This window comes from Branchiibius cervicis, assembly GCF_042661605.1.
GTDB classification, from domain to species: Bacteria; Actinomycetota; Actinomycetes; order Actinomycetales; family Dermatophilaceae; genus Branchiibius; species Branchiibius cervicis.
In genome coordinates, this window is sequence record NZ_JBHSWJ010000002.1 from 3,241,167 (window position 1) to 3,264,980 (window position 23,814).

The 23,814-nt window shown below is 67.9% G+C and carries 21 protein-coding genes and 1 pseudogene; 8 read left to right on the top strand and 14 right to left on the bottom strand.

Annotation, left to right across the window (positions count from 1 at the left end; all coding sequences use genetic code 11):
- The first annotated feature begins 219 nt into the window (after window positions 1-219).
- From ACFQBT_RS16790 to ACFQBT_RS16800, 3 genes are read left to right on the top strand one after another with little or no spacing between them, the layout of a single operon-like run.
- Complete coding sequence (locus ACFQBT_RS16790; protein WP_377824443.1) at window positions 220-753, top strand: hypothetical protein; 534 nt, start codon at window positions 220-222, stop codon at window positions 751-753.
- A complete protein-coding gene (locus tag ACFQBT_RS16795) occupies window positions 693-2,456 on the top strand; it encodes a HelD family protein (RefSeq protein ID WP_377824445.1) in 1,764 nt (587 codons plus the stop codon). Before ACFQBT_RS16790 ends, ACFQBT_RS16795 begins: the two co-directional genes overlap by 61 nt.
- Entirely contained in the window at window positions 2,453-2,764 is a 312-nt protein-coding gene (locus ACFQBT_RS16800) for a chorismate mutase (protein ID WP_377824447.1), read from the top strand. Before ACFQBT_RS16795 ends, ACFQBT_RS16800 begins: the two co-directional genes overlap by 4 nt.
- A gap of 185 nt (window positions 2,765-2,949) precedes the next feature.
- Here the strand turns inward: ACFQBT_RS16800 and ACFQBT_RS16805 are convergent, their stop codons facing one another.
- The 3 genes from ACFQBT_RS16805 to ACFQBT_RS16815 all read right to left on the bottom strand — a co-directional run bounded on the left by ACFQBT_RS16805 (window position 2,950) and on the right by ACFQBT_RS16815 (window position 6,850).
- A complete protein-coding gene (locus ACFQBT_RS16805) occupies window positions 2,950-3,645 on the bottom strand; it encodes a DUF6801 domain-containing protein (protein ID WP_377824449.1) in 696 nt (231 codons plus the stop codon).
- Window positions 3,646-3,824: 179 nt separating this feature from the next.
- On the bottom strand, window positions 3,825-5,543 hold the full coding sequence (gene lysS, locus ACFQBT_RS16810) for a lysine--tRNA ligase (RefSeq protein WP_377824451.1): 1,719 nt from the start codon (window positions 5,541-5,543) through the stop codon (window positions 3,825-3,827).
- Entirely contained in the window at window positions 5,543-6,850 is a 1,308-nt protein-coding gene (locus tag ACFQBT_RS16815; RefSeq protein ID WP_377824453.1) for an adenylosuccinate synthase, read from the bottom strand. Before ACFQBT_RS16815 ends, lysS begins: the two co-directional genes overlap by 1 nt.
- Before the next feature lie 263 nt (window positions 6,851-7,113).
- Between ACFQBT_RS16815 and ACFQBT_RS16820 the strand changes: the two genes are divergently transcribed.
- The 4 genes and pseudogenes from ACFQBT_RS16820 to ACFQBT_RS16835 form a co-directional block, all read left to right on the top strand.
- On the top strand, window positions 7,114-7,989 hold the full coding sequence (locus tag ACFQBT_RS16820; RefSeq protein WP_377824455.1) for an ABC transporter ATP-binding protein: 876 nt from the start codon (window positions 7,114-7,116) through the stop codon (window positions 7,987-7,989).
- Between the two features lie 6 nt (window positions 7,990-7,995).
- Window positions 7,996-9,576 carry an ABC transporter permease gene (locus ACFQBT_RS16825; RefSeq protein WP_377824456.1) on the top strand — a complete coding sequence of 527 codons (1,581 nt, stop codon included), beginning with the start codon at window positions 7,996-7,998 and terminating at the stop codon, window positions 9,574-9,576.
- 800 nt (window positions 9,577-10,376) lie between these two features.
- Entirely contained in the window at window positions 10,377-10,805 is a 429-nt protein-coding gene (locus ACFQBT_RS16830; RefSeq protein ID WP_377824458.1) for a G1 family glutamic endopeptidase, read from the top strand.
- 453 nt (window positions 10,806-11,258) lie between these two features.
- Window positions 11,259-11,408 (top strand): annotated as a pseudogene (locus tag ACFQBT_RS16835) (IS1380 family transposase); the annotation flags it as partial.
- Window positions 11,409-11,648: 240 nt separating this feature from the next.
- Here the strand turns inward: ACFQBT_RS16835 and ACFQBT_RS16840 are convergent.
- The 9 genes from ACFQBT_RS16840 to ACFQBT_RS16875 all read right to left on the bottom strand — a co-directional run bounded on the left by ACFQBT_RS16840 (window position 11,649) and on the right by ACFQBT_RS16875 (window position 20,746).
- Window positions 11,649-12,464 (bottom strand): SRPBCC family protein, encoded by an 816-nt coding sequence (locus ACFQBT_RS16840; RefSeq protein ID WP_377824460.1) that lies wholly within the window; start codon window positions 12,462-12,464, stop codon window positions 11,649-11,651.
- Window positions 12,464-13,192 (bottom strand): FAD binding domain-containing protein, encoded by a 729-nt coding sequence (locus tag ACFQBT_RS16845; protein ID WP_465252294.1) that lies wholly within the window; start codon window positions 13,190-13,192, stop codon window positions 12,464-12,466. The genes ACFQBT_RS16840 and ACFQBT_RS16845 overlap by 1 nt, the downstream gene beginning before the upstream one ends.
- A complete protein-coding gene (locus ACFQBT_RS19955; protein ID WP_465252295.1) occupies window positions 13,168-13,317 on the bottom strand; it encodes a hypothetical protein in 150 nt (49 codons plus the stop codon). The genes ACFQBT_RS16845 and ACFQBT_RS19955 overlap by 25 nt, the downstream gene beginning before the upstream one ends.
- Window positions 13,314-15,809 (bottom strand): xanthine dehydrogenase family protein molybdopterin-binding subunit, encoded by a 2,496-nt coding sequence (locus ACFQBT_RS16850; protein WP_377824462.1) that lies wholly within the window; start codon window positions 15,807-15,809, stop codon window positions 13,314-13,316. The genes ACFQBT_RS19955 and ACFQBT_RS16850 overlap by 4 nt, the downstream gene beginning before the upstream one ends.
- Window positions 15,806-16,270: a (2Fe-2S)-binding protein gene (locus ACFQBT_RS16855; protein WP_377824463.1), complete on the bottom strand. Its 465-nt coding sequence runs from the start codon at window positions 16,268-16,270 to the stop codon at window positions 15,806-15,808. The genes ACFQBT_RS16850 and ACFQBT_RS16855 overlap by 4 nt, the downstream gene beginning before the upstream one ends.
- 77 nt (window positions 16,271-16,347) lie before the next feature.
- Window positions 16,348-17,580, bottom strand: coding sequence for a sigma-54-dependent transcriptional regulator family protein (locus ACFQBT_RS16860; RefSeq protein ID WP_377824465.1), 1,233 nt, complete (start codon window positions 17,578-17,580; stop codon window positions 16,348-16,350).
- Between the two features lie 55 nt (window positions 17,581-17,635).
- Window positions 17,636-18,772 carry an XdhC family protein gene (locus ACFQBT_RS16865; protein WP_377824467.1) on the bottom strand — a complete coding sequence of 379 codons (1,137 nt, stop codon included), beginning with the start codon at window positions 18,770-18,772 and terminating at the stop codon, window positions 17,636-17,638.
- Window positions 18,765-19,874 carry a vWA domain-containing protein gene (locus tag ACFQBT_RS16870; protein ID WP_377825539.1) on the bottom strand — a complete coding sequence of 370 codons (1,110 nt, stop codon included), beginning with the start codon at window positions 19,872-19,874 and terminating at the stop codon, window positions 18,765-18,767. The genes ACFQBT_RS16865 and ACFQBT_RS16870 overlap by 8 nt, the downstream gene beginning before the upstream one ends.
- Window positions 19,874-20,746, bottom strand: a complete 873-nt coding sequence (locus tag ACFQBT_RS16875) for an AAA family ATPase (protein WP_377824469.1) — start codon at window positions 20,744-20,746, stop codon at window positions 19,874-19,876. The genes ACFQBT_RS16870 and ACFQBT_RS16875 overlap by 1 nt, the downstream gene beginning before the upstream one ends.
- Before the next feature lie 600 nt (window positions 20,747-21,346).
- Here ACFQBT_RS16875 and ACFQBT_RS16880 point away from each other — a divergent pair.
- On the top strand, window positions 21,347-22,327 hold the full coding sequence (locus ACFQBT_RS16880; RefSeq protein WP_377824471.1) for an HNH endonuclease: 981 nt from the start codon (window positions 21,347-21,349) through the stop codon (window positions 22,325-22,327).
- A gap of 13 nt (window positions 22,328-22,340) precedes the next feature.
- Here the strand turns inward: ACFQBT_RS16880 and ACFQBT_RS16885 are convergent, their stop codons facing one another.
- Together ACFQBT_RS16885 and ACFQBT_RS16890 are read right to left on the bottom strand one after the other, a co-directional pair.
- Window positions 22,341-22,901, bottom strand: a complete 561-nt coding sequence (locus ACFQBT_RS16885) for a nucleotidyltransferase family protein (RefSeq protein WP_377824473.1) — start codon at window positions 22,899-22,901, stop codon at window positions 22,341-22,343.
- Window positions 22,891-23,808 carry a hypothetical protein gene (locus ACFQBT_RS16890; RefSeq protein ID WP_377824474.1) on the bottom strand — a complete coding sequence of 306 codons (918 nt, stop codon included), beginning with the start codon at window positions 23,806-23,808 and terminating at the stop codon, window positions 22,891-22,893. The genes ACFQBT_RS16885 and ACFQBT_RS16890 overlap by 11 nt, the downstream gene beginning before the upstream one ends.
- Window positions 23,809-23,814: the final 6 nt, after the last annotated feature.

Below are 23,814 nucleotides of genomic sequence, written 5' to 3' on the forward strand. Positions count from 1 at the left end.
GGTGACGCACGGACCGGGCTCGCAACGGACGTGTCCGCCGCACTCATCATGGCACAACCGTCGCGTCGCGCCACCCCGTCGCCGGCGAATTGAGAGATTGCTGACCCAACGGATGACGGTTGTTTGCCTGGCCACCTGCCAGAACTGGTGCACGGCCGCTCGGCCGCGGCGACTAGACTTGACCGTTCGCTTGCTCGTGTCTTGATGGGGAACCAATTCGTGACTGCACCCAACGCGTCGGCGCCGCACACCGGACCAGATGTGTCCGACGCGGTCCGCGCTACTTCCGCACCCGACCCGGCGGCCGAGCTCACTGCCGAGTTGGCGCATGAGCAGGCCCATGTCGATCGTGTCTACGCCGAGCTGACCAAGGCCGGCGCCCGGGCGGCGCTGATCGAGGTCGAGGGGCTGTCTCGCGGCCGTACCGATCGGGTCGGCGTCGCCCGCGAGGAGGAGATCACCGGCCTGTTCGAACGCGACGCCCTGGTGTTCAACGCCGGTCGTCGGCGTCAGTCGTTGGAGCACCAGTACGAGGGCCTGGTCTTCGGTCGCCTCGATCTCGACGACGCCGACGTGCGCTACATCGGCCGCCTCGGGGTCCGCGATGACGACTACGAGCCGTTGGTGATCGACTGGCGGGCGCCGGCGGCGGCGCCGTTCTACCGCGCCACCCCGGTGTCACCGGAGGGGTCGTGCGTCGCCGGGTGCTGCGCTGCCGCGACGCCACGGTCCTCGGTATCGAGGACGACTTGATGGTGCCGGAGGCTCCCGAGGGCATGGTCGTCGTCGGCGACGGTGCGCTGATGGCCGCCCTGACCCGCAGCCGCGGTGCCCGGATGCGCGACATCGTGGCCACGATCCAACGCCACCAGGACGAGGCGATCCGTGCCTCCAGCCGCGGTGTCACCGAGATCACCGGCGGGCCGGGCACCGGCAAGACCGTGGTCGCCCTGCACCGAGCCGCCTATCTGCTGTACGCCGATCGCCGTCGCTACGAGTCCGGCGGCATCCTCGTCGTCGGACCGTCGGCGGCCTACACCGCCTACATCGAGCGTGTCCTGCCCTCCCTCGGTGAGGACAGCGTGACCCTGCGGTCACTGGGTGACGTGGTCGGCGGACTCACGGCGGTCCGTCTGGACCCGGCGGCGGTCGCCGCGATCAAGGGTTCCCTGCGGATACGGCGTGTCCTGTCCCGGGCCGCGCGTGACCTGCCGCCGGCCGCACCGACGGCGTTGCGAGCCATGGTGGGCGGTATCCCGATCCGTATCGACCCACCGCAGCTGCACCGGATCCGCGCCGAGATCCTGCGCCACCACCAGCACAACCAGGGCCGGGACGCGGCTCGGACCGCGCTGGCCGAGGCGGCCTGGCGGCAGGTTCACGACGGCGAGCGCGAGGAGTTTCTCGACCGGTTCCGGGAGCACCGCGATGTCGAAGCCTTCATCAAGGCGTGGTGGCCGGCACTGGACCCGCGGGAGGTTCTGCTCTGGCTGGCCGACGAGTCGCGGTTGGCGTCCTATGCGCAGGGCGTCCTCGACCCGGAGCAGCAGCGCCTGCTCAGCGCGTCGCTACAGACCGCGCTGACCACTGGCACCTGGTCGGTCGCAGACGTCGCCCTGATCGACGACCTGTCCTCGCGCCTGGGGATCGCCCCGCCCGAGCCGGAGGAGGAACGCGGCTTCTACGAGATCGAGGAGTTGGACAACGTCGGCCGGTACGGCGTGTCCGAGGTCGAGGTGAGCGGTACGTCCGCACAGGTGGCGCCGACGTTCCAGATCACACCGCAGGACGCGAGGGAACGGCTGCTGCAGGGCACGATCGGTGAGCGTGGCGAGTACGCGCACGTCCTGGTCGACGAGGCGCAGGACCTGTCGCCGATGCAGTGGCGGATGCTCGGCCGCCGTGGTCGCACCGCGAGCTGGACCGTGGTGGGTGACGCAGCGCAGAGTTCCTGGGACGACGCGGCCGAGGCCGCCACCGCCCGCGACGAGGCCTTCGGGGCCAAGGCGCGTCAGCGCTTCCATATGGACACCAACTACCGCAACGCCCGCGAGATCTTCGACACCGCTGCCGAGTTGATCCGCACGGTGATGCCGGACGCAGACATCCCGAACGCCGTACGCGAAACGGGGGTCTACCCGGTGCGCCGCACGGTGCCCTCGGAGGCTCTTGTGGCGGCGGTGATCACGGCCACCCGGGAGCTGCTGGAGGAGGTCGACGGGTCGGTCGCGGTGATCGCTCCCGACGTCCACCGCGCCTCGTTGGCGGAGGTGACCGGGTTGGACGACAGGGTCGTGCTCATCGATCCGATGTCGACCAAGGGTCTGGAGTACGACGCGACGGTCATCGTCGACCCGGCCGCGATCACCGCGGAGTCCGCCGGCGGCGCTAGGGTCACCTACGTCGCGCTCACCCGGGCCGCGCATCGGATGACCGTCCTGGAGGTTGCCCCGTGACTGCGGAAGACACGGCCCCCGATGCAGTGCTGGCGGGGTACCGACGCTCCATCGACAACATCGATGCGGCGCTGATCCACATCCTGGCCGAACGGTTCCGGATCACCCAGGCGGTCGGCGCCTACAAGGCCGAGCAGAAGTTGCCGCCGGCCGATCCGGCGCGCGAAGAGCGGCAGATCGCGCGGCTGCGCGGACTGGCGCAGGACGCCGGACTCGATCCGGAGTTCAGTGAGAAGTTCCTGCGGTTCATCATCGACGAGGTGATCCACCACCACGAGCGTATTCGGGATCTCACCGAGGCTGACTGATCGCGCCGGTTCCGGAGCTATTCACGTTCCGCAGGTCGATAGGGCCAAAGATGGCTCCAGAATCCTCGATCCCTGCAGAACCGGAGGCCGCCGGGCCGAAGCAGCGGCCGCCGGGCCGGGTGGCGCAGCACATGAAAGAGCCCCGCGGCACACGCCGCGGGGCTCTTTGTTGCGCTAGCCGAAGATCACTGAACGGTGATCGCCGGGGTCAGCGGGACCGACGTCGCCGGGGCGGCAGCCGTGCCGGTGGTGCACTTGATGTAGTTGACGCCGCTGTTCGGGGCGCCGGTGTCGGGGTCCTCACCGGTCCAGTTCAGGATTACCGTGAAGTCGCCGGCCGCGATGTTAATCGAGCCCGCGGTGGTCGAGGTCTCCAGGGCGCCGGTACCGGTGGCGGTCGTGGTAATGCCGCCCGACGCCGGGACTGGGAACGAACCGATGCTCAGGTTGCCCGTCCGGGTTCCGGGCGAGACAACCTGACCCGCGACGCTGTAGCCAGCGCTGGAGGTGCCACCGGTGACCTGGGTCGCCCCGAACCCGCGCAGCACGTTGCCAGCAGTCGTGGAGGTGATGACGTTGGCGGTGATGACCGGCGCCGACTTCAGCGTCGATCCGGCATGCACCGCGGTGCACGTGGCCACGTTGATCTGAACCCGCCAGTTACCGAGCGCCGTACCGGTGGGGGTGCCGCCTTCATCCGTCTGCACGCAGGTGTAGTTGGCTGCAGACGGGACGCCTGAAGCCGAGTTGGTCAGGGTGCCCGAGGTGATGCAGTCGGCGGGGCTGGCGGAGGCGGCCGGGGCGGCAGCGGCGACGGCGACAACCGGCACCGACCAGGCGGCACCCTTCGCCAGCGTGCGGCGGGAAATCGTGTTGGTCATGGTGTTGGTTTACTCCATCCGAGCTTCCGGGTATGTGAACTGCGTTACACCATAGCTTCCGACGGTTACGGAACGGAAGGTTTCGTTAACTTACGGGTGCGTAGGTGTTGCGCACGTCACACTGTGGCTTACTAGTCGGTATCCCGTCAAGCGGGTCCCGGTGATGGATTCCCGCGGACCTAGTCCTTTGTGATGTGGTGGGCGCCTGCAGGCCCGTTATCCAGCAGCGCGCGCACCGGATCCGGCCCCACGGCAAGCAACAGCGTGGGCAGCCGGGGCCCGGTCTCCTTGTCGATCAACAACTCGTAGAGCAGCTTGAAGAAGCTGCGCTGCGCCGCGGCCAACTCCTTGTCGCCCTTGACGATCGCACCGGGGTCGATCCCCCGCATCACCTTCGGCACGCCGTACACCTGATGGGTCAGGCCAGCCAGCGTCCAGTCCGCCTCGATCGGCGCCAAACCGGAGCCGCCGTCCAGCAATAGCTCGATCGCCGCCTGCTCATCGTCGGTCAGGGCCCGGTCCGCCGGCACGGTGCGCACCACGGTCTTGTCCTCCGCGGGCATCTGCGTGGCGACCCAGTGCTCGACACAGGTCAGTCGGGGCCGCAGCGCTGCGATCGACGGCACCGGCGCCGAAGGGTCCAGTTGTCGCACGATCCGCAGCACCTGCTCCTCGTCCCCGGTCGTGATGTCCACGATCGAGGCCAGCGTGCGGTACGCAACGGGGTACTCGGTGACGGGCAGTGGTCCGGCCGCTGTCGAACTGGCGCGGGTGTACGAGGCGATGTCGCCGGCCTGCCCCGTGCCTGCCTGCACCTTGCGCGCCAGGGCGTCCCACTCGTCGTACGTGCGCTGCAGGTCCGCATCGAAGGACACGGTGAACGATTGGTTGGGCTTGCGTCGGGCGTAGAGCCAGCGCAGCACGGACGGCTCCATGATCTCCAGCGCGTCCGACGGGGTCGGCACCCCGCCCTTGGAGGAGGACATCTTGGCCATCCCCTTGATGCCCACGAAGGCGTACATCGGGCCGATCGGGCGCTGCCAGCCGAAGATCGGCGCCAGCTCCAGCCCCACGGCGTACGACGATCCCGGGCTCTGGTGATCCACGCCGGAGGGCTCGAAGATCACCCCTTCGTAGGCCCAGCGCATCGGCCAGTCCACCTTCCACACCAACTTGCCGTGCGTGAAGGTGTGCAGGTTGACCGTCTCGTCGTGCCCGCAGTGGTCGCAGTGGTAGGTCAGCTCCGCGGTCGCGTCGTCGTAGGCGGTGACCGTGGTGAAATCGGTGTTGCAGACCGTGCAGTACGGCTTGTAGGGGTAGTAGCCGCTGTCCTCGGCCGCCGCGCCGGAACCCTCACGAGCGGCCGCCTCATCGGCGTCCTCCTCGTCGTCGCTCTGCGCCGGCAGCGTGCGGTACTGGTCGAGCACCTTGTCGATCTGGTCGCGATGGCCCATCGCGAAGATCACCTGATCGATGTAGGCGCCGCCGGTGTACTGCTGCGTCTGACTGATCCCGCGGTAGGTGATGCCCATCGCCGCGAGCGCTTCCTCGCACTGGATGCGGAAGTGCGCGGCCCAGGACTCGTGCGGCGAACCCGGCGGAGCGGGTACGGCGGTCAGCGGCTGGCCGATGTACTTCGCCCACGTCTGGTCCACCCCGGGGAAATTGGGCACCTTGCGGAAGCGGTCGTAGTCGTCCCAGCTGATGATGTGCTCGACCTCGAGGCCGCGGCGGGCGATCTCGTCGGCGACCAGGTGCGGGGTGATGACCTCTCGCAGGTTGCCCAGGTGGATCGGGCCGGAGGGCGAGATGCCCGAGGCGCAGACGATCTTGACGTCACGCCGCTGCGCGTCGGCGATGACCTCGCCGGCGAGGCGCGAGACCCAGTCGTCCAGCATCATTCTCCTTCGAGGAGGTCGTGCCGCACGATGACCTCTTCACGGCCCGGTCCGACCCCGATGACCGAGATGCGGGCACCGATGCGCTCCTCGACGTACTCGACGTACGCGCGGCAGTTGGCGGGCAGCTCCTCGAAGCTCCGGCAGGCCGAGATGTCCTCGAACCAGCCCGGCAGCTCCTCGTAGACGGGAGTGGCGTGGTGGAAGTCGGACTGACTGACCGGGATCTCCTCGAAACGCCGGCCGTCGACGTCGTAGGCGACACAGACGGGCACCGTCTCCAGGCCGGTCAGGACATCGAGCTTGGTCAGCACGAAGTCGGTGACCCCGTTGATGCGGGTGGCGTAGCGCCCGATGACCGTGTCGACCCAGCCGCACCGGCGCGGACGGCCGGTGGTGGTGCCGAACTCGGCGCCCTGCTTACGCAGGAACTCGCCGGCGTCGTCGTTCAGCTCCGTCGGGAACGGACCCTCGCCCACACGGGTCGTGTACGCCTTGAAGATCGCGATGACCCGGTCAACCCGCGTGGGCGGGATGCCGGCGCCGGTGCACGCGCCCGCACTGATCGCGTTGGACGAGGTCACGAACGGATAGGTGCCGTGGTCGACGTCCAGCAAGGTGGCCTGACCGGCCTCGCAGAGCACGGTCTCGCCGTTCGACAGCGCGGTGTCCAGCAGCAGGGACGTGTCGGTGACCATGGGACGCAACCGATCGACGTACTGCAAGAGGTCCTCGACGACCTCGTCGACGGCCACGGCGCGGCGGTTGTATACCTTCACCAGCAGGTGGTTCTTGACGTCGAGCGCGGCCTCGACCTTCTGCCGCAGGATCGACTCGTCGAAGAGGTCCTGCACCCGGATGCCGACGCGGTTCATCTTGTCGGCGTAGGTGGGGCCGATGCCGCGGCCGGTGGTGCCGATCTTGCGGGAGCCCAGGAAGCGTTCGGTGACCTTGTCGAGGGTCTTGTTGTAGCTGGCGATGATGTGCGCGTTGGCGCTGACCTTGAGGGCGCTGGTGTCGATGCCGCGCGCTTCCAGGCCGTCGATCTCCTCGAAAAGGACGCCGAGGTCGATGACGACGCCGTTGGCAATGACTGGGACGACGCCCTCGGTGAGGATGCCGCTGGGCAGCAGGTGCAGGGCGTACTTCTCGCGGCTGCCGTCCGGCTGCTCGATCACGACGGTGTGGCCGGCGTTGTTGCCGCCGTTGAACTTCACGACGTAGTCGATGCGGTCGCCGAGCAGGTCGGTCGCCTTGCCCTTGCCTTCATCCCCCCATTGGGCGCCGACAAGAACGATCGCAGGCATGGTGAGTCCTCTGTAGTGATTGGCAGGCGGTCATCCCAGTTTATCGGTCATACCTGACCGGGTCGTACGCCGCGGCTTGCCGCCCTCGGCTCACAGGCACGCCGCGGGAAACCCGTCCCTCTCTCGCGGGCAGCCATTTCGGGTCGAGTGGGCGCACCTGGTCACCGAAGCTGTCCTGCAGACAGCCATTTCGTGTCGAGTGGGCGCATCTGGCCCGCGGCGCACTGGCCCTCACCATTCCATCCCGGTGTTGGATGGACCGCATGCCTGATCCCGTCATCGAGATCTCCGGACTCACCAAGCACTTCGGCTCGCTCGCAGCGCTCGACGGCCTGGACCTGAGCGTCCCACCGGGCACGATCGCCGGTTTCCTCGGTCCGAACGGCGCCGGAAAGTCCACCACGATCCGTGTCCTGCTGGGCCTCTACCGCAGCGACGGAGGAACCGCCCGGCTCTTCGGCGTCGATCCGTACGCCCACGCTGTGGCTCTGCATCGGCGGCTGGCCTACGTGCCCGGTGACGTCACGTTGTGGAACCACCTGACCGGCGGACAGTGCATCGACCTGCTGCTCGGCTTGCGCGACGTGCGCGGCGCCACCCGGCGCGATGAACTGCTGGAGGTCTTCGAACTCGATCCGACCAAGCGTTCCGGCACCTATTCCAAGGGCAACCGGCAGAAGGTGGCTCTGGTCGCGGCGCTGGCTGCCGACGTGGACCTGCTGATCCTGGACGAACCGACCTCCGGGCTGGACCCGTTGATGGAGGCCCGGTTCCAGGAGCAGATCCGTGCGGCACGTGACCGTGGCACCACCGTGCTGCTGTCGAGCCACATCCTGGGGCAGGTGCAGGACCTGTGCGATGACGTCACGATCATCCGGCGGGGTAGAACCGTGCTGACCGGGGCGTTGTCGCAGTTGCGGCACGTGACCCGGTCGGGAGTCTCGGCGATGGTGGACGACGCGATCGGCGTACGTGAGGGGTTGTCGGCGGTCGAGGGGGTTTCGGACCTGACCGTCGAGGACGCCAAGGTGCACTTCACCGTGGACGACGCGACGGCGACGGCGGCGGTCGGGGTGCTGGCCCGGTACGGCGCCCGGCAGTTGATCGTCGAGCCCCCACGTTGGAGCAACTCTTCCTGAGCCAGTATGAGTAGCGTCGCCAACGCGCCGCGGATGACGCGGCTGGCCCTGCGCCAAGAGGTCCGCTGGATCCCGATCTCGGTCGTCGTCTTCGCCCTGACGTATCTGGCGACGCTGAAGCAGTTGTCCGACCTCGCCGGCACCGTCGCCGACCGCCGTGGCATGCAGCAGTCGCTCACTGGCAACCCGGCGCTCCAGCTGCTCCTCGGCCCGCTCGATCACATCGAAACGGTCGCGAGCACGGTGTCGTGGCGGATCGGACTCTTCATGCTGACCGCGTTCGGGGTGCTGGTGGCCTTCACCGTCAACCGGCACACCCGGCGTGAGGAGGAGTCCGGGCAGCTGGAACTGGCCGGTTCGGCCGCGGTCGGCCGGTTGGCGCCCTTGGTTGCCGCCGTCGCGGTGGCGGCGGTCCTCACGGTGCTCACCGCGCTGGTCACGTCCGTGCCCTTTCTCGGGTACGGCGCGACCGGGCACCAGATCGTGCTGCAAATGGCGCAGTACGCCGGTGTCGGAGTGGCCGTCACCGGCGTCACCTTACTGATCGCGCAGGTCGCGACGACCGCTCGTCAGGTCTCCTCGATCACCTCGGCCCTGGTGCTCGGCGGCTATCTGCTGCGCGGCGCGGCCGACACCAATTCCGCTGTGTCGTGGTTGAAGTGGACCAACCCGATCGGCTGGGCGCAGACCATGGACCCCTACGGCGCCGGATCGTGGTGGGGTCTGTTGTGGTGTGTCCTGCTCGGTGCGGCCGGGCTGGGGTCGGCGGTGGTCCTACGTGACCGGCGCGACCTGGGCAGCGGTCTGATCACGCCGCGACCAGGCCCGTCGGGGTCCTCGGGCCTGCGGTCGGTGCCGGCCGTGCTCTGGCAGGCACAGTGGCGCACGTTCACCGGCTGGGTGGTGGGCGTCCTGGCCTTCGGGCTCATCGTCGGGTCGTTGGTGTCCTCGGTCGCCGACACCTCAGGAGTGCCTGCGCAGTTCCAGGAGTACCTGCGCAAACTCGGCGGCCCCGGTGCTCTGACCGGTGCCTTCCTGTCGGCGATGGCGGTGTTCTTCAGTGCTGCCGTCGCGTTCTGGCTGGTGTCGCTCGTCGCCGATCTGCGGCGGTGGGAGACCCGGGGTCAGTTGGAGCTTGCCCTGTCAACGGCCCGCTCGCGCCGCGCATGGCTGGCGACCACCGCCATCATGGGCGTGGTCGGCAGCGTGCTGCTCCTGCTGGTCGCCGCGGCCGGTGTGGCGCTGTTGGCCCGTTCGCAGATCGGCGTCACCGACGTGTTCCGGGCGCTGCTGGTGCAGGCACCGGCCGCCTGGTTGATCTTCACGATCGCCCTGCTGTTGTTCGCGGTGCGGCCGGCGTGGACGGCGGCCGGCTGGGTCGTGGCCGCCCTCGCCGTTCTGGTCGGCGAACTCGGCGCAGCCTTCGGACTACCCGGCTGGGCGCTCGATCTGTCGCCCTTCACGCACACGCCCCGGGTGCCACAGGTGCCGATCACCTGGACGCCGCTGGTGCTGATGACCGCATTGGGCGCGCTGCTCCTCGCGATCGCGACGGCGGCGTTCGACCGCCGGGACATCCCGCAATAGCCACCGCCGCTTCTGGAGCCTTTACCTATGTGGCCCCGCTCGGCTCACGACACAATGCACAAGCCCGAGAACCGTGCCGCGTTGAGTTCGACTTTCCCAGCTAGCACACGACGACTACCAGCGTCTCCCCAGTGAACGATCAGCCGTGCTCCAGGCATTCATGCTTCGCTAGAGGGCTACTTCGTCTTGCTCGAGGAGGGTCCGTGAGATATCGGTTAAACCCCGGTTGCCGCCACGCCCAGCTGAGCGCTATTGCGGTTTTTGTGCTTGCCGCGAGTTGTGTGACGAGTGCACCCGCTAGTCGCGCCGACGGCCAGGTGGTCAGTATCGCTGGATTTGGGTCACAAATTCTCAGGTGTCCCGGTATGAGCCAATCGCTTACCGAGTACTTTCCTAAAGAATCGAGCACTGGTATTGCCGCTCGGATGCACATTCGTGACCCAAAACTAGCGAACTTGATTAATTCTCACCAAATCAAGTGGGGTCGTTTTACCTGTGGCAGATCGACGATGCCGACGGGCCATAATCCGTTCACAATGCGGCCTAACATGGGCCCCGTGAGTGCAGGTTCCGATTCGCCGTACTGGTCAGGATACCAATACAACAGTGGGTCCGCTCCTTGGGGCGTGGAAGCAAACTGGAACCTCCCTCGTCTCGCTGGGCACGAAGGAACGACCAATGACTATCTCGCAGAATGGGTGGGAATGGGATCGGGAAATAATTCTTCTCAACCCCTCGTCCAGGCGGGCACCGAAACCGATGCTAACTGTACAACGTCTAGTTGATCGGCCTGGAAGCAAGTGAATTATACCTGGATTGAAGCATATCCCAATGCAAACTCAATATACGAGGGACCAGCTGTGGCCCCAGGGCAAAACGTATATGCTCAAGCTTCTATGCCGAGCGGACAGCCATCGTTCTTGATCTGCAACGAGAGCACTTCGTCCTGTGACAGTGGCGCCATCGCAGGAACGTCAACGAAACCTGAGCCATACCAGTATGAATGGATTGTTGAGCGGCCTGGTGTAGATTGCAGTTCCGTCACTTCTTGCAGTCACTATGAAATCCCAAATTACAACTATATCGTCATGACAAGTGCGTATTGGGAATACAGCGTCTCCGGAATGGGCCAGATGAGTGACTCGCAGGTCCGATACTCCATGAACGGCTGGTCTCAGTGCACCGAAGGCTCAGTAACCTCTTTTACCTGTAGATGGGCCGCCGACTAATGGACCGCACGAGCATTACACCGTTCGGAAGGTTACTTGTGGGCTTCGTAGCGGCTTGCTCACTCGTGTGCTGCAGCAGTGGCGACTACAAGGAGGGCGGCACACAGAAACAGTGTGGGGTAACCATTTCTCAGGGCGGTGCTGGGCAGGTCGTTCCAGTCTTACTACGGTCGAAATCGAAAGATATTACGAAGGCACCACAGTACTATCAAATTGGGTCTAGTTGTTCCTCTGGCGGATCTATCACGCTGGATCCGTCGAGTTCCTTCCCAGGCTACGTCGTGGAAAAAGAAGACGCCAAGAATCGTGCTGTCATTGTAAGATTTTCATATGTCTCTCGAGGTCCAGCGACAATTACCGTTCGGGTTGGAAGTCAACTCAATATCATTAAACTCACTTAGCCGGACCTGGGAGCCAAAGACACGGAGGAAGTCCGGGGCCAACTTCCTGCCCGGCCATGACCGCGGCCGAATACTGGTCGACGTCGCGGCGATACTCGCTGATGGGGGTAAGGCGATCGCGGGCATTGCCGGGTTGCGCCACCAGAGCCAGGTGCTTGGTCCGGTCGCCGCGCCGCCGACGGTATGGCGGACGTTGAAGCAGGACAGTCCTACGTTGAAGCAGGCCGGTGTGGCGCTGCTGGCCCGTTCGCAGATCGCCGTCACCGACGTGTTCCGGGCGCTGCTGGCGCAGGCACCGGCCGCCTGGTTGATCTTCGCGATCGCGACGGTGGCCTTCGACCGCCGGGACATCCCGCAATAGCCACCGCCGATTCTGAGGTCATCGACCCTGTTGAGTGCCGAAGGTCGTGAATTTTCCGCAGACCGCGCGATGTCCTCAGAATCAGTGGCGCTTGATCAACCAGACGATCGCGGCCAAGATGCCGCCGGCACCGGCCAGTTGCTTCCAGTAGTTCTTCAGCAGCACCGGCAGCACAGCGGTCCCGACATCGATCGCATCATCGGCCTCAGCGGCCGCCGGGCGGGGCGTGCCGGCGCGACGAGCGGGGGATGGCGAACTGGTCGGGAAACCGGCCCGGCCGTTGCTCGATGCAGCCGGGATCGGGGACGGCGCGACCTCCGGGGCGCTGGATCCGGCCTCATCGGCACCGGACTCCGGCTGGCTGACCGACACCGGCTCGGCTTCGGCAGTCACGGCTGACTCGGCCCCGGCAGATGCGGCCGACTCCGCGTCGGTAGTCGCGCCCGGCTCCGCCTCGGCCGACAACCGCTGCTCCAAGCAGGCGACGAACTGTCCCAGCAACTTGTCCGACACGTCCTGCATGACCCCGCGACCGAACTGCGCCGGTTTACCGGTGATCGCCAGGTCGGTGATCACCTCGACATCGGTCGCCTCCCCGGCGGGTGTCATGGACAGCGTGACCTTGGCACCCGCCGTACCGTTGCCCCGTTTGTCCTTGCCCTTGGCGTCCACGACGAACCGGTGTGCGGCGTCGTCCTTCTCCATGAATGTCCCGGATCCGTTGTACACCAGAGCAATCGGACCGAGCTTGACCTTGACCGAGCCTGCGAACGAGTCACCGTCGGCCGAGGTCACAGTGGCTCCGGGGAAGCACTCGGCGACCGAGGCGATGTCCTGGAAGTACGCCCAGGTCTGATCGATCCCGGTCGGGACGGTGAACCGGTGCGTGAGGTCCATCAGACTCCTGCCGCGGCCAGGACGGCCCGTCGGGTCAGCACCGTGGCCAGGTGCCGGCGGTAGTCGGCGTCACCGTTCAGATCACTGGGCGGATTCGTACCCTCGATGGCACGCTCGGCCGCCGCGCGGACACCGTCCTCGGTGGCTTGCGCACCCACCAGGGCCTCCTCGACGCCGCGGGCGCGGATCGGGGTCGATCCCATGTTGGTCAGTCCCACGCGAGCCTCGGCGACCGTGCCGCCGTCGACCCGCACTGCAGCGGCGACGGCCACGATCGGCCACTGATGGGCCACCCGGACGAACTTCTCGTAATGCGCACCCCACCCGGTGTGCTTCGGGATCCGCACCTGCGTGAGGATCTCGTCATCACCAATCGCGGTTTCGAACAGGTCGACGAAGAAGTCATCTGCCTCGACCGTGCGCGTACCGCCAGGGCCCTGGATCACGAACTGACCGCCCAGCGCCGTGACCGGCGCACCCAGGTCACCGGCCGGGTCGGCGTGCGCGAGCGCCCCGCCGAAGGTGCCGCGGTGGCGGACCTGCGCATCGGCCAGGTGCTCGACCGCCTTGCTGATCAAGGCCGCGTGCTGGGCCACCAACGGATCGCTGCCGACCACCGAGTGCGGCGTCATGGCGCCGATCACGATGGCGTCACCGTCCTCGCGGACACCCCGCAGCGAGTCGATCCGGCCCAGGTCGATGATCATCTCCGGTGCGTTGAGCCGCATCCGAAGCACCGGAAGCAGGCTCTGCCCCCGGCGATCAGTTTGGCGTCGTCACCGTGCTCGGCCAGGGCCGCCAGGGCGTCCTCGACCGACGTCGGTGCCAGGTAGTCGAACGGTGCCGGGATCATGCGCCCGCTCCTTCCGTGCTGCTCTGACCGGGTACTTCCTGGTTACCGGCAGCGCCGTCCCCCTCGAAGTGCGGCATCGCCGCACCCTCCGTGGCGTGGGCGCCGCCGCCGTTCTGGATCGCCTTCCAGACCCGCTCGGGAGTGCACGGCATCTGGATGTCCGTGACGCCGTACGGGCGGAGGGCATCGACCACGGCGTTGACCACGGCGGGGGTCGAGGCGATCGTGCCGGCCTCGCCAACTCCCTTGACTCCCAGGGTTACTGACGTCGCGGGGGACACCGTGTGATCGATATCGAAGCTGATCGTGTCAGCGGCCGTCGGCAGCAGGTAGTCGACGAACGAACCGGACACCAACGTGCCCGAGTCGTCATAGACCGCCTCCTCCCAGAGTGCCTGGGCGATGCCCTGCACCAGGCCGCCGTGGATCTGACCGGCGACGATGAGCGGGTTGATGATGTTGCCGACGTCGTCGACGCACACGTACTTGCGCATCTTCAAGGCCCCGGTCTCCGTGTCGATCTCCATCGCGCACAGATGGGTGCCGTGCGGGAAGGAGAAGTTCGTCGGGTCGAACGTTGCGTCGGAGTCCAGGCTCGGCTCCATCCCGTCGGGCAGGTTGTGCGCGGCGAAGACCGCGCCGGCCACTTCCCCGATCGCCAGGCCCTGGTCGGTGCCGCGGACCGAGAACCGCCCGCTGTCGAACTCGATGTCGTCGACGGACGCCTCGAGCAGATGCGCCGCAACGGGTTTCGCCTTCTCGATCACCTTGTCGGCGGCCCGCACGAGTGCCTCACCACCCACCGCCAGCGAGCGCGACCCGTAGGTGTCCAGACCCTTGTGCGCGACGGCGGTGTCACCGTGCAGGATCTCGACGTCCTCGAACGCCACGCCGAGGCGGTCGGCGACGATCTGGCTGAACGCCGTCTCGTGACCCTGACCGTGGGCCGATGCGCCGGTCGTCACTTCGACCTTGCCGGTGGCCAGCATCCGCACCGAGGCGTACTCCCAGCCGCCGGCGCCGTAGTCCAGGCTACCGAGCACCCGGGAGGGAGCCAGCCCGCACATCTCCGTGAACGTCGAGATCCCGATGCCGAGTTGCACCCGGTCGCCCCGGTCGCGACGCTCCTTCTGCTCGGCGCGCAGGGCGTCGTACTCGAACATCTCGGTCGCCTTGGCGGTCGCAGCTTCGTAGTTGCCAGAGTCGTATTCGAGCCCGGCCACGGTCGTGAACGGGAACTCCTCGTGCTTGATCCAGTTCTTCTCGCGGACCTCCAACGGATCGACGCCCAGCTCCGCCGCGAGTTCGTCCATCATGCGCTCGATGCCGAAGGTCGCCTCCGGGCGGCCGGCACCGCGGTACGCATCGGTCCAGGTCTTGTTGGTCAGGACCGTCTGGCAGGCGAAGTGGTAGGCGGGGAATTTGTAGATCGCGTTGAACATGAAGGCACCGAGAACGGGTACGCCGCCCCCGACCAGTGCCACGTAGGCGCCCAGATCGGCCAGCAGCTCCACCTTGAGCCCGGTGACGGTGCCGTCCTTCGTCGCCGACAGGGTCAGCTTCTGCCATTGGTCGCGTCCGTGGTGCGCGCTGATCAGCGACTCCGAGCGAGTCTCGGTGTACTTGATCGGCTTGCCGAGCCGCCGCGCGACCGCCCAGGTGATCCACTCCTCCGGCGTGGCCTGTAGCTTGCCGCCGAATCCGCCGCCCACGTCGGGGGCGATGACCCGGATCTTGGATTCGGGTACGCCGGTCGTGGCCGCGAGCGCAAACCGCAGGATGTGCGGGATCTGGGTGGCCGACCACATGGTCAGTTGCTCACCGGTCGGGTCCACGACGACCGAGCGCGGCTCCATGAACGCGGGGATCAGCCGCTGCTGGCGGAACTCGCGTTCGATGACGACGCCGTCGGAACGGGCCTTGCTGATGGCGTCCTCGACGTCGCCGCCGGTCCCCGCCTCCGCAGAATCGAAGACCCACAAGGCGGACTTGTTGGTCCCGAGATCGGGGTGCGCCAGCGCGGTGTCGGCGGCGGCTTCCTTCAGATCCAGTGCCGCCGGCAACTCCTCGTACTCGACGTCGACCAATTCGGCGGCATCCCGGGCCTCGGCAGCGCTGCGGGCCACCACCACGGCGACGATCTCGCCGGCGAACGCGACCCGGTCGGCCGGCATCGGCGAATGATTCGGCGTCTTCTGGTCGGGCGTGATCGGCCAGGCGTTGATGCAGACTCCCAGTTCCTCACCGAAGTCCTTGCCGGTCAGCACTGCGACCACGTTCGGCGCTTCGGCGGCGGCCGAGGTGTCGATGCTGGTGATCGTGGCGTGCGCGAAGGGGCTGCGCACCATCGCCAGGTGCAGCATCCCGGGCAGGACCAGGTTGTCGGTCCACCGGGTGCGCCCGGTGATCAGCCGCTGGTCCTCCTTGCGGCGGCGCTCCTTGCCGATCTCGCGATCGACGGCCTCGGCGGGCCGCTCGTCGACGGCGGTCATGACTGCGCCCCCGCCGCCGTCTTCACCGCTCGCACGATGTTGTGATAGCCGGTGCACCGGCACAGGTTTCCCTCCAGACCCAGGCGGATCTCCTCCTCGGTGGGATCTGGATTCTCCTGCAGCAGAGCAACGCTCTGCATGATCATGCCCGGCGTGCAGTAGCCGCACTGCAGACCGTGGCACTCCCGGAACGCCTCCTGCACCGGGTGGAGCTGACCGTCCTTGGCCAGTCCCTCGATGGTCGTGACCTCACCGCCGTCGGCCTGCACCGCGAGGACGTTGCACGACTTCACACTGGTGCCGTTCAGATGGACCGTGCAGGCACCGCAGTTGCTGGTGTCGCAACCGATCACCGTGCCGGTCTTGCCGAGTTTCTCGCGCAGGTAGTGCACGAGAAGCGTGCGAGGTTCGACATCGTCGGAAACCTTGGCTCCGTCGACGGTCAGACTGATCCGAGTCATGACTCTCCCTGAGATCCGTTTGTGATGTGGATCACGCTAGGTCGGACCCGGTTGGTGCCCGGTTGGGAAGGGTCACCTCAGCGCCGGGCAGCCGCCAGTCGCCCCTTGAGCAGCGGTACGGCGGGGTGCGAGTCGGCCAGCCGCGCGAGGCAGACCTCGAAGACCTGGGTGTCGTACGGCGCGCGTTCGCCGTAGCGCAACACGGTGTCCGGATCGGGGTTGGCCAGGAGCGCCTCACGTACGGCGACCGCGACCAGTTCGCCCAGCTCGGCCAGCGCCGGGGAGTTGGTCCCCGGGAGCAGGTCACCGCCGTACGCCTCGACGGCGGCCGCGACCCGGCCGCGGCGCAGCAACCCCAGCACCAGTTCCACGTCGGTCGTGATGGGAGTGGTCAGCCGGTAGGGCCGCGAGGCCAGTTGACCGCCGAGGGAGGACCGAAGGTGCGACACCTCCGCCTTGAGGGTTGAGGTGGTCACGGCCGCATCGCCGTACACCGCGGCGTGCAGTTGGTCCAGCGACAGGCCCTCGGGATGGACCGCGAGCAGCGCCAGGATCTCGGTCTGGCGCCGGTTGAGCAGCAGCCGCTGGCCGTCCAACCACGTCTCCGCGGTGCCCAGCAGGTGCATCACCAGGCCCGGTTCGTCCGGTTCGTCGCCCAGGTCGAGCACCGGGTGCTGGCGCGACAGGGGCATCGCCGATTCGATCAACCGGGCCATCATCCGGGCGGTCGCCAGACCGATCGGGTGCGAACGGTCCCAGGTGGTCGACAGATCGATAACCCCCAGTTGCTGACCGGTCGCGGGGTCGTGCACCGGGGCCGCCCAGCAGACCCAGTTGTGCACCATCGACGCGTAGTGCTCGGCGCTGAAGACCATGGCCGGCTCGGATAGCCGGTTGGCCAGGTCCAGCGCGTTGGTGCCCGCCGACTCATCGTCCCAGCGGCCGCCGGCCACGAAGTTCACCGACTCGGCCTTGCGTCGCATGACCCGTCCGCCGTAGGTCCACAACACGCGGGTCTGCGGGTCGGTCACCGCGATGACCAGGTCGCCGTCCTCCGCGGTGCGGCGCAGCTCGGCCTCGATCCGCTCGACCGCCGTCTGCAGGGGTGAACCCTGCCAGTACGCCGCGGTCTCGGCTTCGTCGTCGAGCGGCGCCTCCCGCACGTCCGGAGTGATCGACGCCGCCGAACGGGCCCAGCTGTCAAGGATTTCCGGTCGCACGGACGGTGGCGAATGATCGCTCTCACCCACGAAGGCCGTCCACTCGCGAACGGCCTGTAGCCGGCGCGTCTGCAACTCGGTCCGCGGCATTGGATTCCCTGGCTCTCGGAGATGCTCACGCTAACACCGCGGGCCGTGACACATCTCACATTCCCGGTGAAACGCTCCCATGGATCCGGCCATGGCGGACCGCGAGCGGTTGGCCGGATCCGCCCCACCGGCCCGCGATGATCTCCGCCGCAATGCTGACCGCGGTCTCTTCGGGGGTGCGGGCGCCGAGGTCCAGCCCGATCGGGCTGGACAGGCGCGCCAGTTCTTCGTCGGTCAGGCCCGCCTCGCGCAGCCGGGCCAGGCGGTCCTCGTGGGTACGCCGCGAACCCATCGCCCCGACGTACGCCACTTGCGGCAGTCGCAGCGCCACCTCCAGCAGCGGGACGTCGAACTTCGGGTCATGGGTGAGCACCGTCATCACGGTGCGCGGGTCGATCCGCCCGGCCGCTGCCTCGGCGGCCAGGTAACGATGCGGCCAGTCGACGATGACCTCGTCGGCGTCGGGGAACCGCGAGTGGGTCGCGAAGACCGGCCGGGCGTCGCACACCGTGACGCGGTAGCCGAGGAAGCTGCCCACCTTGGCGACGGCCGCGGCAAAGTCGATGGCACCGAAGACCAGCATCCGGGGTTTCGGCGCGAACGACCACACGAAGACCCGCATTCCTTCACCGCGGCGCTCGCCGTCGGGACCGTAGGTGAGGGTTGCGTTGGTGCCGGCGGCGAGCAGACCGAGGGCATCGTCGTACACCGCGTCGTCGGCGCGCGCGGAGCCCAGGCTGCCCGCGATCACCCGCTCAGGACCGATGATCAGTCGTGCACCCACCCGCGTCGGGTCGGGGTGCTCGATCACGGTCGCCAGCGCGACGGGCCGGCCGGCCTCGATGTCGGCGGCGATCTCGCCCAGTTGCGGGAAGGTCGTGCGGCTGACCGATTCGACGTAGACGTCAAGGATCCCGCCGCAGGTCAGGCCGACGGCGAAGGCGTCGTCGTCGGACACCCCGTAGCGCTGCAGCACCGGTCGCCCGTCGGCCACGACTTCCTGTGCCAACTCGTAGACGGCTCCTTCGACACAGCCCCCGGAGACGGAGCCGACGGCGGTGCCGTCCGGGCCGACCAGCATGGACGCGCCGGGCGGTCGCGGGGCGGACCGGAAGGTGGCCACCACGGTGCCGACGCCGACGCTCTCGCCCGCCTGCCACCAGTCCAGGAGCTCGGGCAGCACGTCACGCATCGGCGATCACCTCGGTCAGTTGCGCGAAGGTCGCGAGCGAATGCCCCGCTACGAAGTGGTCCAGGTGCGGCAGCGCGGCGATGACACCCTGCTGGACCGGTTCGTAGCCGGCCTTGCCCCGGTGCGGGTTGACCCAGATGACGCGGTGTGCGATGCGGGACAGCCGCGCCATCTGCTCGCCGAGCAGGCCCGGATCACCGCGCTCCCAGCCGTCGCTGAAGACCACGACGACTGCGCCGCGGGCCAGACCACGCTGCCCCCACCGGTCACTGAAGACCTTCAGCGTCTCGCCCAGGCGGGTGCCGCCGGACCAGTCCGGGACCGCCTCCCCGGCGATCACCAGCGCACGCTCGGCGTCGTGCACCCGCATCGCCCGGGTCAGGTGGGTCAGCCGGGTGCCCACGGCGAACGTCTCCACCGTGCCGCCCTGCGCCCGCAGCGACTGGGTCAGGCGGTGCGCGAGACGCAGGAGCGCATCGGCGTAGCCGCTCATCGAGCCCGAGACGTCGATCAACAGGACCACCCGCCGCGGCCGGGTACTGCGTCTGCGCCACACGATCTCGGCCGGTTCGCCCATGCGTTGCAAGGACGCCCGAAGGGTGCGCCCTGCATCGACGCGGCCGCGCACTGCCGGACGCTGACGGGCACTGTGGCGTAGCGGGGGCCGGGGCCGCAGCGCGGCGAACATGCCTGCCAGCCGGTGCCGTTCGGCGGCGGACAGGGTGGCTACGTCGCGGTGGCGCAGCACCTCGGCGCCGCTGGCCATGGCCCGTACGACGTCCCGCCCCTCCGCATCGCCCGCACCGTCCGCCTCGGCGTCCGGCAGTCCCGTCGCGTAGGAGATGCCGCTGCGCTGCGCCGCGCGCGGTCGGGGCAGTCCGTCGGGGCCGAAGAAGGCCGTGAAGACCTGGTCGTAGCGCTCGAGATCGTCGGGGCCGGAGCAGAGCGTGACCCGGCCGGCGAGGTAGGTGGCGCGCTGGTCGTCCATCCCGAGCACGGCCGTCGCGTCGAGGAAACGTTGCATCCGGTCGTGCGTCACCGGGACTGCGGCGGCCCGCAGCGCCCGGCCGAACGCCAGCAGGATCTCATCTGCCTGGCGCATCACGCCCTCAGCAACTGGTCGAGAGCATGGCGCACTTTTTCGCTGTCCTCGCGGTATTTGACCAGGGCTCCGAGGGTGGCGGACGCGGCACCCAGGTCGATGTCCGTCGTACCCAGATAGGTCAATGCCCTTGCCCAGTCGATGGTTTCGGCCACGCCGGGAGGTTTCAGCAGGTCGCCGCGGGAGCGTACCTGCTGGGTCACCTGGACGACCTGGCGAGCGAGGGCCGCGGACACCTCGGGCGCCCGGGTGCGCACGATCTGGACCTCGCGCTCCAGGCCCGGGTGGTCGATCCAGTGGTAGAGGCAACGGCGTTTGAGGGCGTCGTGCAGTTCACGGGTGCGATTGGAGGTGAGTACGACGATCGGCGGGGTGGCCGCGCGAATCGTCCCCAGCTCCGGGATGGTGACCTGATACGTCGAGAGCACTTCGAGTAGGAAAGCCTCGAATTCGTCGTCGGCGCGGTCGATTTCGTCGACCAGCAACACAGCGGGGCTGTCCTGCAACGCTCGCAGCACCGGCCGGGCCAGCAGGAAGCGCGGGTCGTAGAGACTCTTCTCCGCCTCCTCGGCGTCGGCTCCCCCGGCCGCTTCGAGGGCGCGCAAGTGCAGGATCTGCCGCGGGAAGTCCCAGTCGTAGAGCGCCTGGGTGGCATCAATGCCCTCGTAGCACTGCATCCGCACCAGCGGGAGCGCCATCGTGGTCGCCAAGGATTCGGCAAGCGCGGTCTTGCCGGTGCCCGGCTCGCCCTCCAGCAGCAGCGGCCGTTGCATCCGCAGCGCCAGATAGGTGGCCGTCGCGAGCGCATCGTCGCAGAGGTAGCCATCCTGCTCGAGTCGGGTCGCGACATCGGCCGGGGTATCGAACTGCATGTGACGCAGATTACGCCGCGTTGCGTTGGTTGCCGGTTGTGCTCAACCTTCCTACAACTGAACGGTCCGGGGCGCGATGATCGACGACGTTGACCCACCACTGCTCAGCGGTGCCTGTCAGACCTTCGTTATAGCGTGCTTTCATGGACGAAACCGAGGTGCTGGGCGGGGCCGAACTCGCCGAGTTGTCGCTGGTTCGTTTCATGGCGTTCTGCAGTGAATGACACTGTGGGACAGTATTTTTCATCCCGTATCAACGAGTTGCTGATCCAGGAACTGGAGATGTTGCATCACGCGATCAGCCCGCCAGATCGAGTTGACCGCCCAGGCCGTGGACGACGCCGCTGCCCGCATCACCGGGCGGGGAGAACGCCGCTGGAGTGGCGCGGCGGGTCACCGGCGCCGGGGTAGCGATGGCCCGGCGGAGGCACCCCATCACCGGGCTGCGTCTCGTCCACCAAGCCTTGGTCCTGACGCGGGATATGCCGCACGTGCTGACGGCGATGCGCGCCGGGCAATTGGGTGAGACCCAAGCGGCAATCCTGGTCCGGGAGGCCCGATGGCCTCAGCAGCACGCAGCGCGCCGAGGTCGCCGAGCAGGTGAGTCAGCGGTGGACCGTGCTGGGCGACCGGGGCCTCGGTGAAGCGGCCCGTGCCGCCGCCGCGCGCATCGCCCCCGAGCAAATCGCCGCCCGCCACACGAAGGTGATTGGCGACCGGCACGTGTCGTTTCGATCGGCTCCCGATGCGATGCTTCGGCTGTCCGCGCTGCTTCCGCTGCGCGACGGGATGGCCTGCGTGCAAGCGTTGCAAGCCGCCGCCGACGCTGCCGTGGCCGCACCAACCGCCGTCGCACCGACCGCCGAGCCTCGCTCCGCGGGCGAGGCACCCGCCGGTGCCACCGCACCCACTGCAGAACAAACCGGTCGGTGGGGGTTGAGCGGAACCCGCCGCGAGCAGTGGCGCCAGGCCCACGCCGACGCGCTCGTCGCCAACGGGGACGCCCACCTCCAGGGATACGGCAGCATCCCCGGCGACCTGGCACGAGACCTGATCAGTGCTCACCCCGACCTCGAACCGCAGATCCGCCGCATCTTCACCGCTCCCGACACCGGGGACCTGATCAGCATGGAATCTCAAGCACGCACCTACACAGGGCTCCTGCGGGAGTTCATCAGGCTACGAGACCAGCACTGCCGCACGCCCTTCTGCGAATCCCCCATCCGGCATGTCGACCACATCCAGGCCGCCGCCAGCGGCGGACCCACCACCGCCGGCAACGGCGCCGGGACCTGCGAACACTGCAATGACGCCAAGCAACTGCCCGGCAACACCGTTACCGGCAACGCGCAACACACCGCGCACACCATCGGACGGGTGACCGCCCACAGCTTCCCGCCCGCGCCACCGGGTGGATCAGCTGCACCACCGGCGATCGGGCTGCCACCCACCCCGCCGAGATTCGCCGACCGCACACCGGCCCGGCGGTCGAGCACACCACGGATCCCCGTCACCAAAGCCGCGATCCAGGACTTCATGCGAAACCTGCCCGGCCACTACGACGCTCCACGTCGCCAATAGCGCCGACCGGGTATCAGCCTCGTGAATCCACGTCGAGGCCCGTGGCGAGATCACCGCACTCGACCAGTTCGACGTGGTGCCGGGCCAAGTAGCCGCGCCCGCCCTGATCACCCACGGCCGAGTCGATGACCGGTTGCCAGTGATCGCGCCCGAACACCACCGGGTGCCCCGGTGCGCCCCGGTACGACGCCCGGCGCAAAGTGCCCGCGTCCAGCGGAGCGCGGACCACCCGGCGCACCACCTCTGCAGTCACATCCGGCAGATCCACCAAGGTCACTGCCACCGCGTCCGCGGGACCGTCAGCCGCTGCGCGCAGACCCGCCTGCAGTGACGCCGACATCCCCTCGGCCCAGTCAGGGGCGACGACCACCGATGCGCCGGTGCCCTCGAGCATCTCGATCGGCTCGTCCACTGCGGCACCGAGGACCACCGACACCCGATCACAGCCGCCTTCTTGCAGCACCTGCACCGCGCGCAGCAACCACGAGGTCCCGTCCGCGTCGCGCACCAGCGCCTTCGGCCGTCCCATCCGCCGCCCGGCGCCGGCCGCGAGCAGCAGTCCGTCAACCGTCATCGGTCGATTCCCGCTCGATCAGCTTCAGGGCCAGCTGGAAGCGGGTGTCAACCCCGTGCTCGGCCATCAGGTCGGCGATCCGGCGACGCACCGTCCGCAGCGACACCCCTTGCGCGCGGGCGATCGCCTCGTCCTTCAGCCCCTGACGCATGAGCTCCAGCACACCCGTGGTCAGCGAGTCCGATGTGCCGGCCATCGGCGCCGCGGTCGCCCACAACCGGTCGAACAACTCCACGAAGGCCGCCACCACCACCGGATCTCGCAGAACCACGAAATCCCTGTCGGGTGAGCCCCATTCGGCTGCCGTCAGCGCGACGTCCACCCCGAAACAGACGAACCGCGTCGGGAGCACGGCGGCAATCCGCAAGTCGAAATCACCGGGGTCGACCGGCCCGTCGGTCGCGCTGTGCAGCCACCGCACGGACCGCCCGGCAGCCAACTGTGCGGCCACGCCGGGGCCGGCTGGTGAAACCCCGCAGCAGCGCACTTCTCCCGCCGTGGCGGCCAGCAGGTGCTCGTAGGTTGCGGCTACATCGCCGGCTTCGACGTGCTCGCGGGACGGCAAAGTCGTCGTCGAAAGAGTTTGTCCCGCAACGTAATCCGATACGAAGGCGTCGATCGCGTCACGCACCCGGGCCAGTTCCTGCCGCCGGGTCGCCAACTGGGCTTCCTGCGCCGAGACGACTCGCTCCAAGGCGGCGCGCGGATGGTCCGCGATCAGTCCGGTCTCACCGCTGACCCGCACCAGGCGGTGCGCTCGCAGTTCCTCCAGGGCCGCACTCACCTGAGGTAGCGACCAGCCCAGGACCGCACGATGCCGTTCCAGTGCGAGGCCGGGCTGGCGCAGTACCGCCCGGTACAGCGTCTCCCCGTCGGGTCCGATCTCCAGCGCGGTCAGGCGAGCCATCGGCGT

What these genes read in the sequence shown, in the direction of transcription:
- ACFQBT_RS16850 (WP_377824462.1), bottom strand. Translation starts at nt 15,809, where the DNA reads ATGACCGCCGTCGACGAGCGGCCCGCCGAGGCCGTCGATCGCGAGATC.
- ACFQBT_RS16855 (WP_377824463.1), bottom strand. Translation starts at nt 16,270, where the DNA reads ATGACTCGGATCAGTCTGACCGTCGACGGAGCCAAGGTTTCCGACGAT.
- ACFQBT_RS16865 (WP_377824467.1), bottom strand. Translation starts at nt 18,772, where the DNA reads ATGCGTGACGTGCTGCCCGAGCTCCTGGACTGGTGGCAGGCGGGCGAG.
- ACFQBT_RS16875 (WP_377824469.1), bottom strand. Translation starts at nt 20,746, where the DNA reads ATGCAGTTCGATACCCCGGCCGATGTCGCGACCCGACTCGAGCAGGAT.
- ACFQBT_RS16845 (WP_465252294.1), bottom strand. Translation starts at nt 13,192, where the DNA reads ATGCGGCTCAACGCACCGGAGATGATCATCGACCTGGGCCGGATCGAC.
- ACFQBT_RS16825 (WP_377824456.1), top strand. Translation starts at nt 7,996, where the DNA reads ATGAGTAGCGTCGCCAACGCGCCGCGGATGACGCGGCTGGCCCTGCGC.
- ACFQBT_RS16805 (WP_377824449.1), bottom strand. Translation starts at nt 3,645, where the DNA reads ATGACCAACACGATTTCCCGCCGCACGCTGGCGAAGGGTGCCGCCTGG.
- ACFQBT_RS16860 (WP_377824465.1), bottom strand. Translation starts at nt 17,580, where the DNA reads ATGCCGCGGACCGAGTTGCAGACGCGCCGGCTACAGGCCGTTCGCGAG.
- ACFQBT_RS19955 (WP_465252295.1), bottom strand. Translation starts at nt 13,317, where the DNA reads ATGATCCCGGCACCGTTCGACTACCTGGCACCGACGTCGGTCGAGGAC.
- ACFQBT_RS16820 (WP_377824455.1), top strand. Translation starts at nt 7,114, where the DNA reads ATGCCTGATCCCGTCATCGAGATCTCCGGACTCACCAAGCACTTCGGC.
- ACFQBT_RS16890 (WP_377824474.1), bottom strand. Translation starts at nt 23,808, where the DNA reads ATGGCTCGCCTGACCGCGCTGGAGATCGGACCCGACGGGGAGACGCTG.
- lysS (WP_377824451.1), bottom strand. Translation starts at nt 5,543, where the DNA reads ATGCTGGACGACTGGGTCTCGCGCCTCGCCGGCGAGGTCATCGCCGAC.
- ACFQBT_RS16840 (WP_377824460.1), bottom strand. Translation starts at nt 12,464, where the DNA reads ATGGACCTCACGCACCGGTTCACCGTCCCGACCGGGATCGATCAGACC.
- ACFQBT_RS16885 (WP_377824473.1), bottom strand. Translation starts at nt 22,901, where the DNA reads ATGACGGTTGACGGACTGCTGCTCGCGGCCGGCGCCGGGCGGCGGATG.
- ACFQBT_RS16815 (WP_377824453.1), bottom strand. Translation starts at nt 6,850, where the DNA reads ATGCCTGCGATCGTTCTTGTCGGCGCCCAATGGGGGGATGAAGGCAAG.
- ACFQBT_RS16870 (WP_377825539.1), bottom strand. Translation starts at nt 19,874, where the DNA reads ATGCGCCAGGCAGATGAGATCCTGCTGGCGTTCGGCCGGGCGCTGCGG.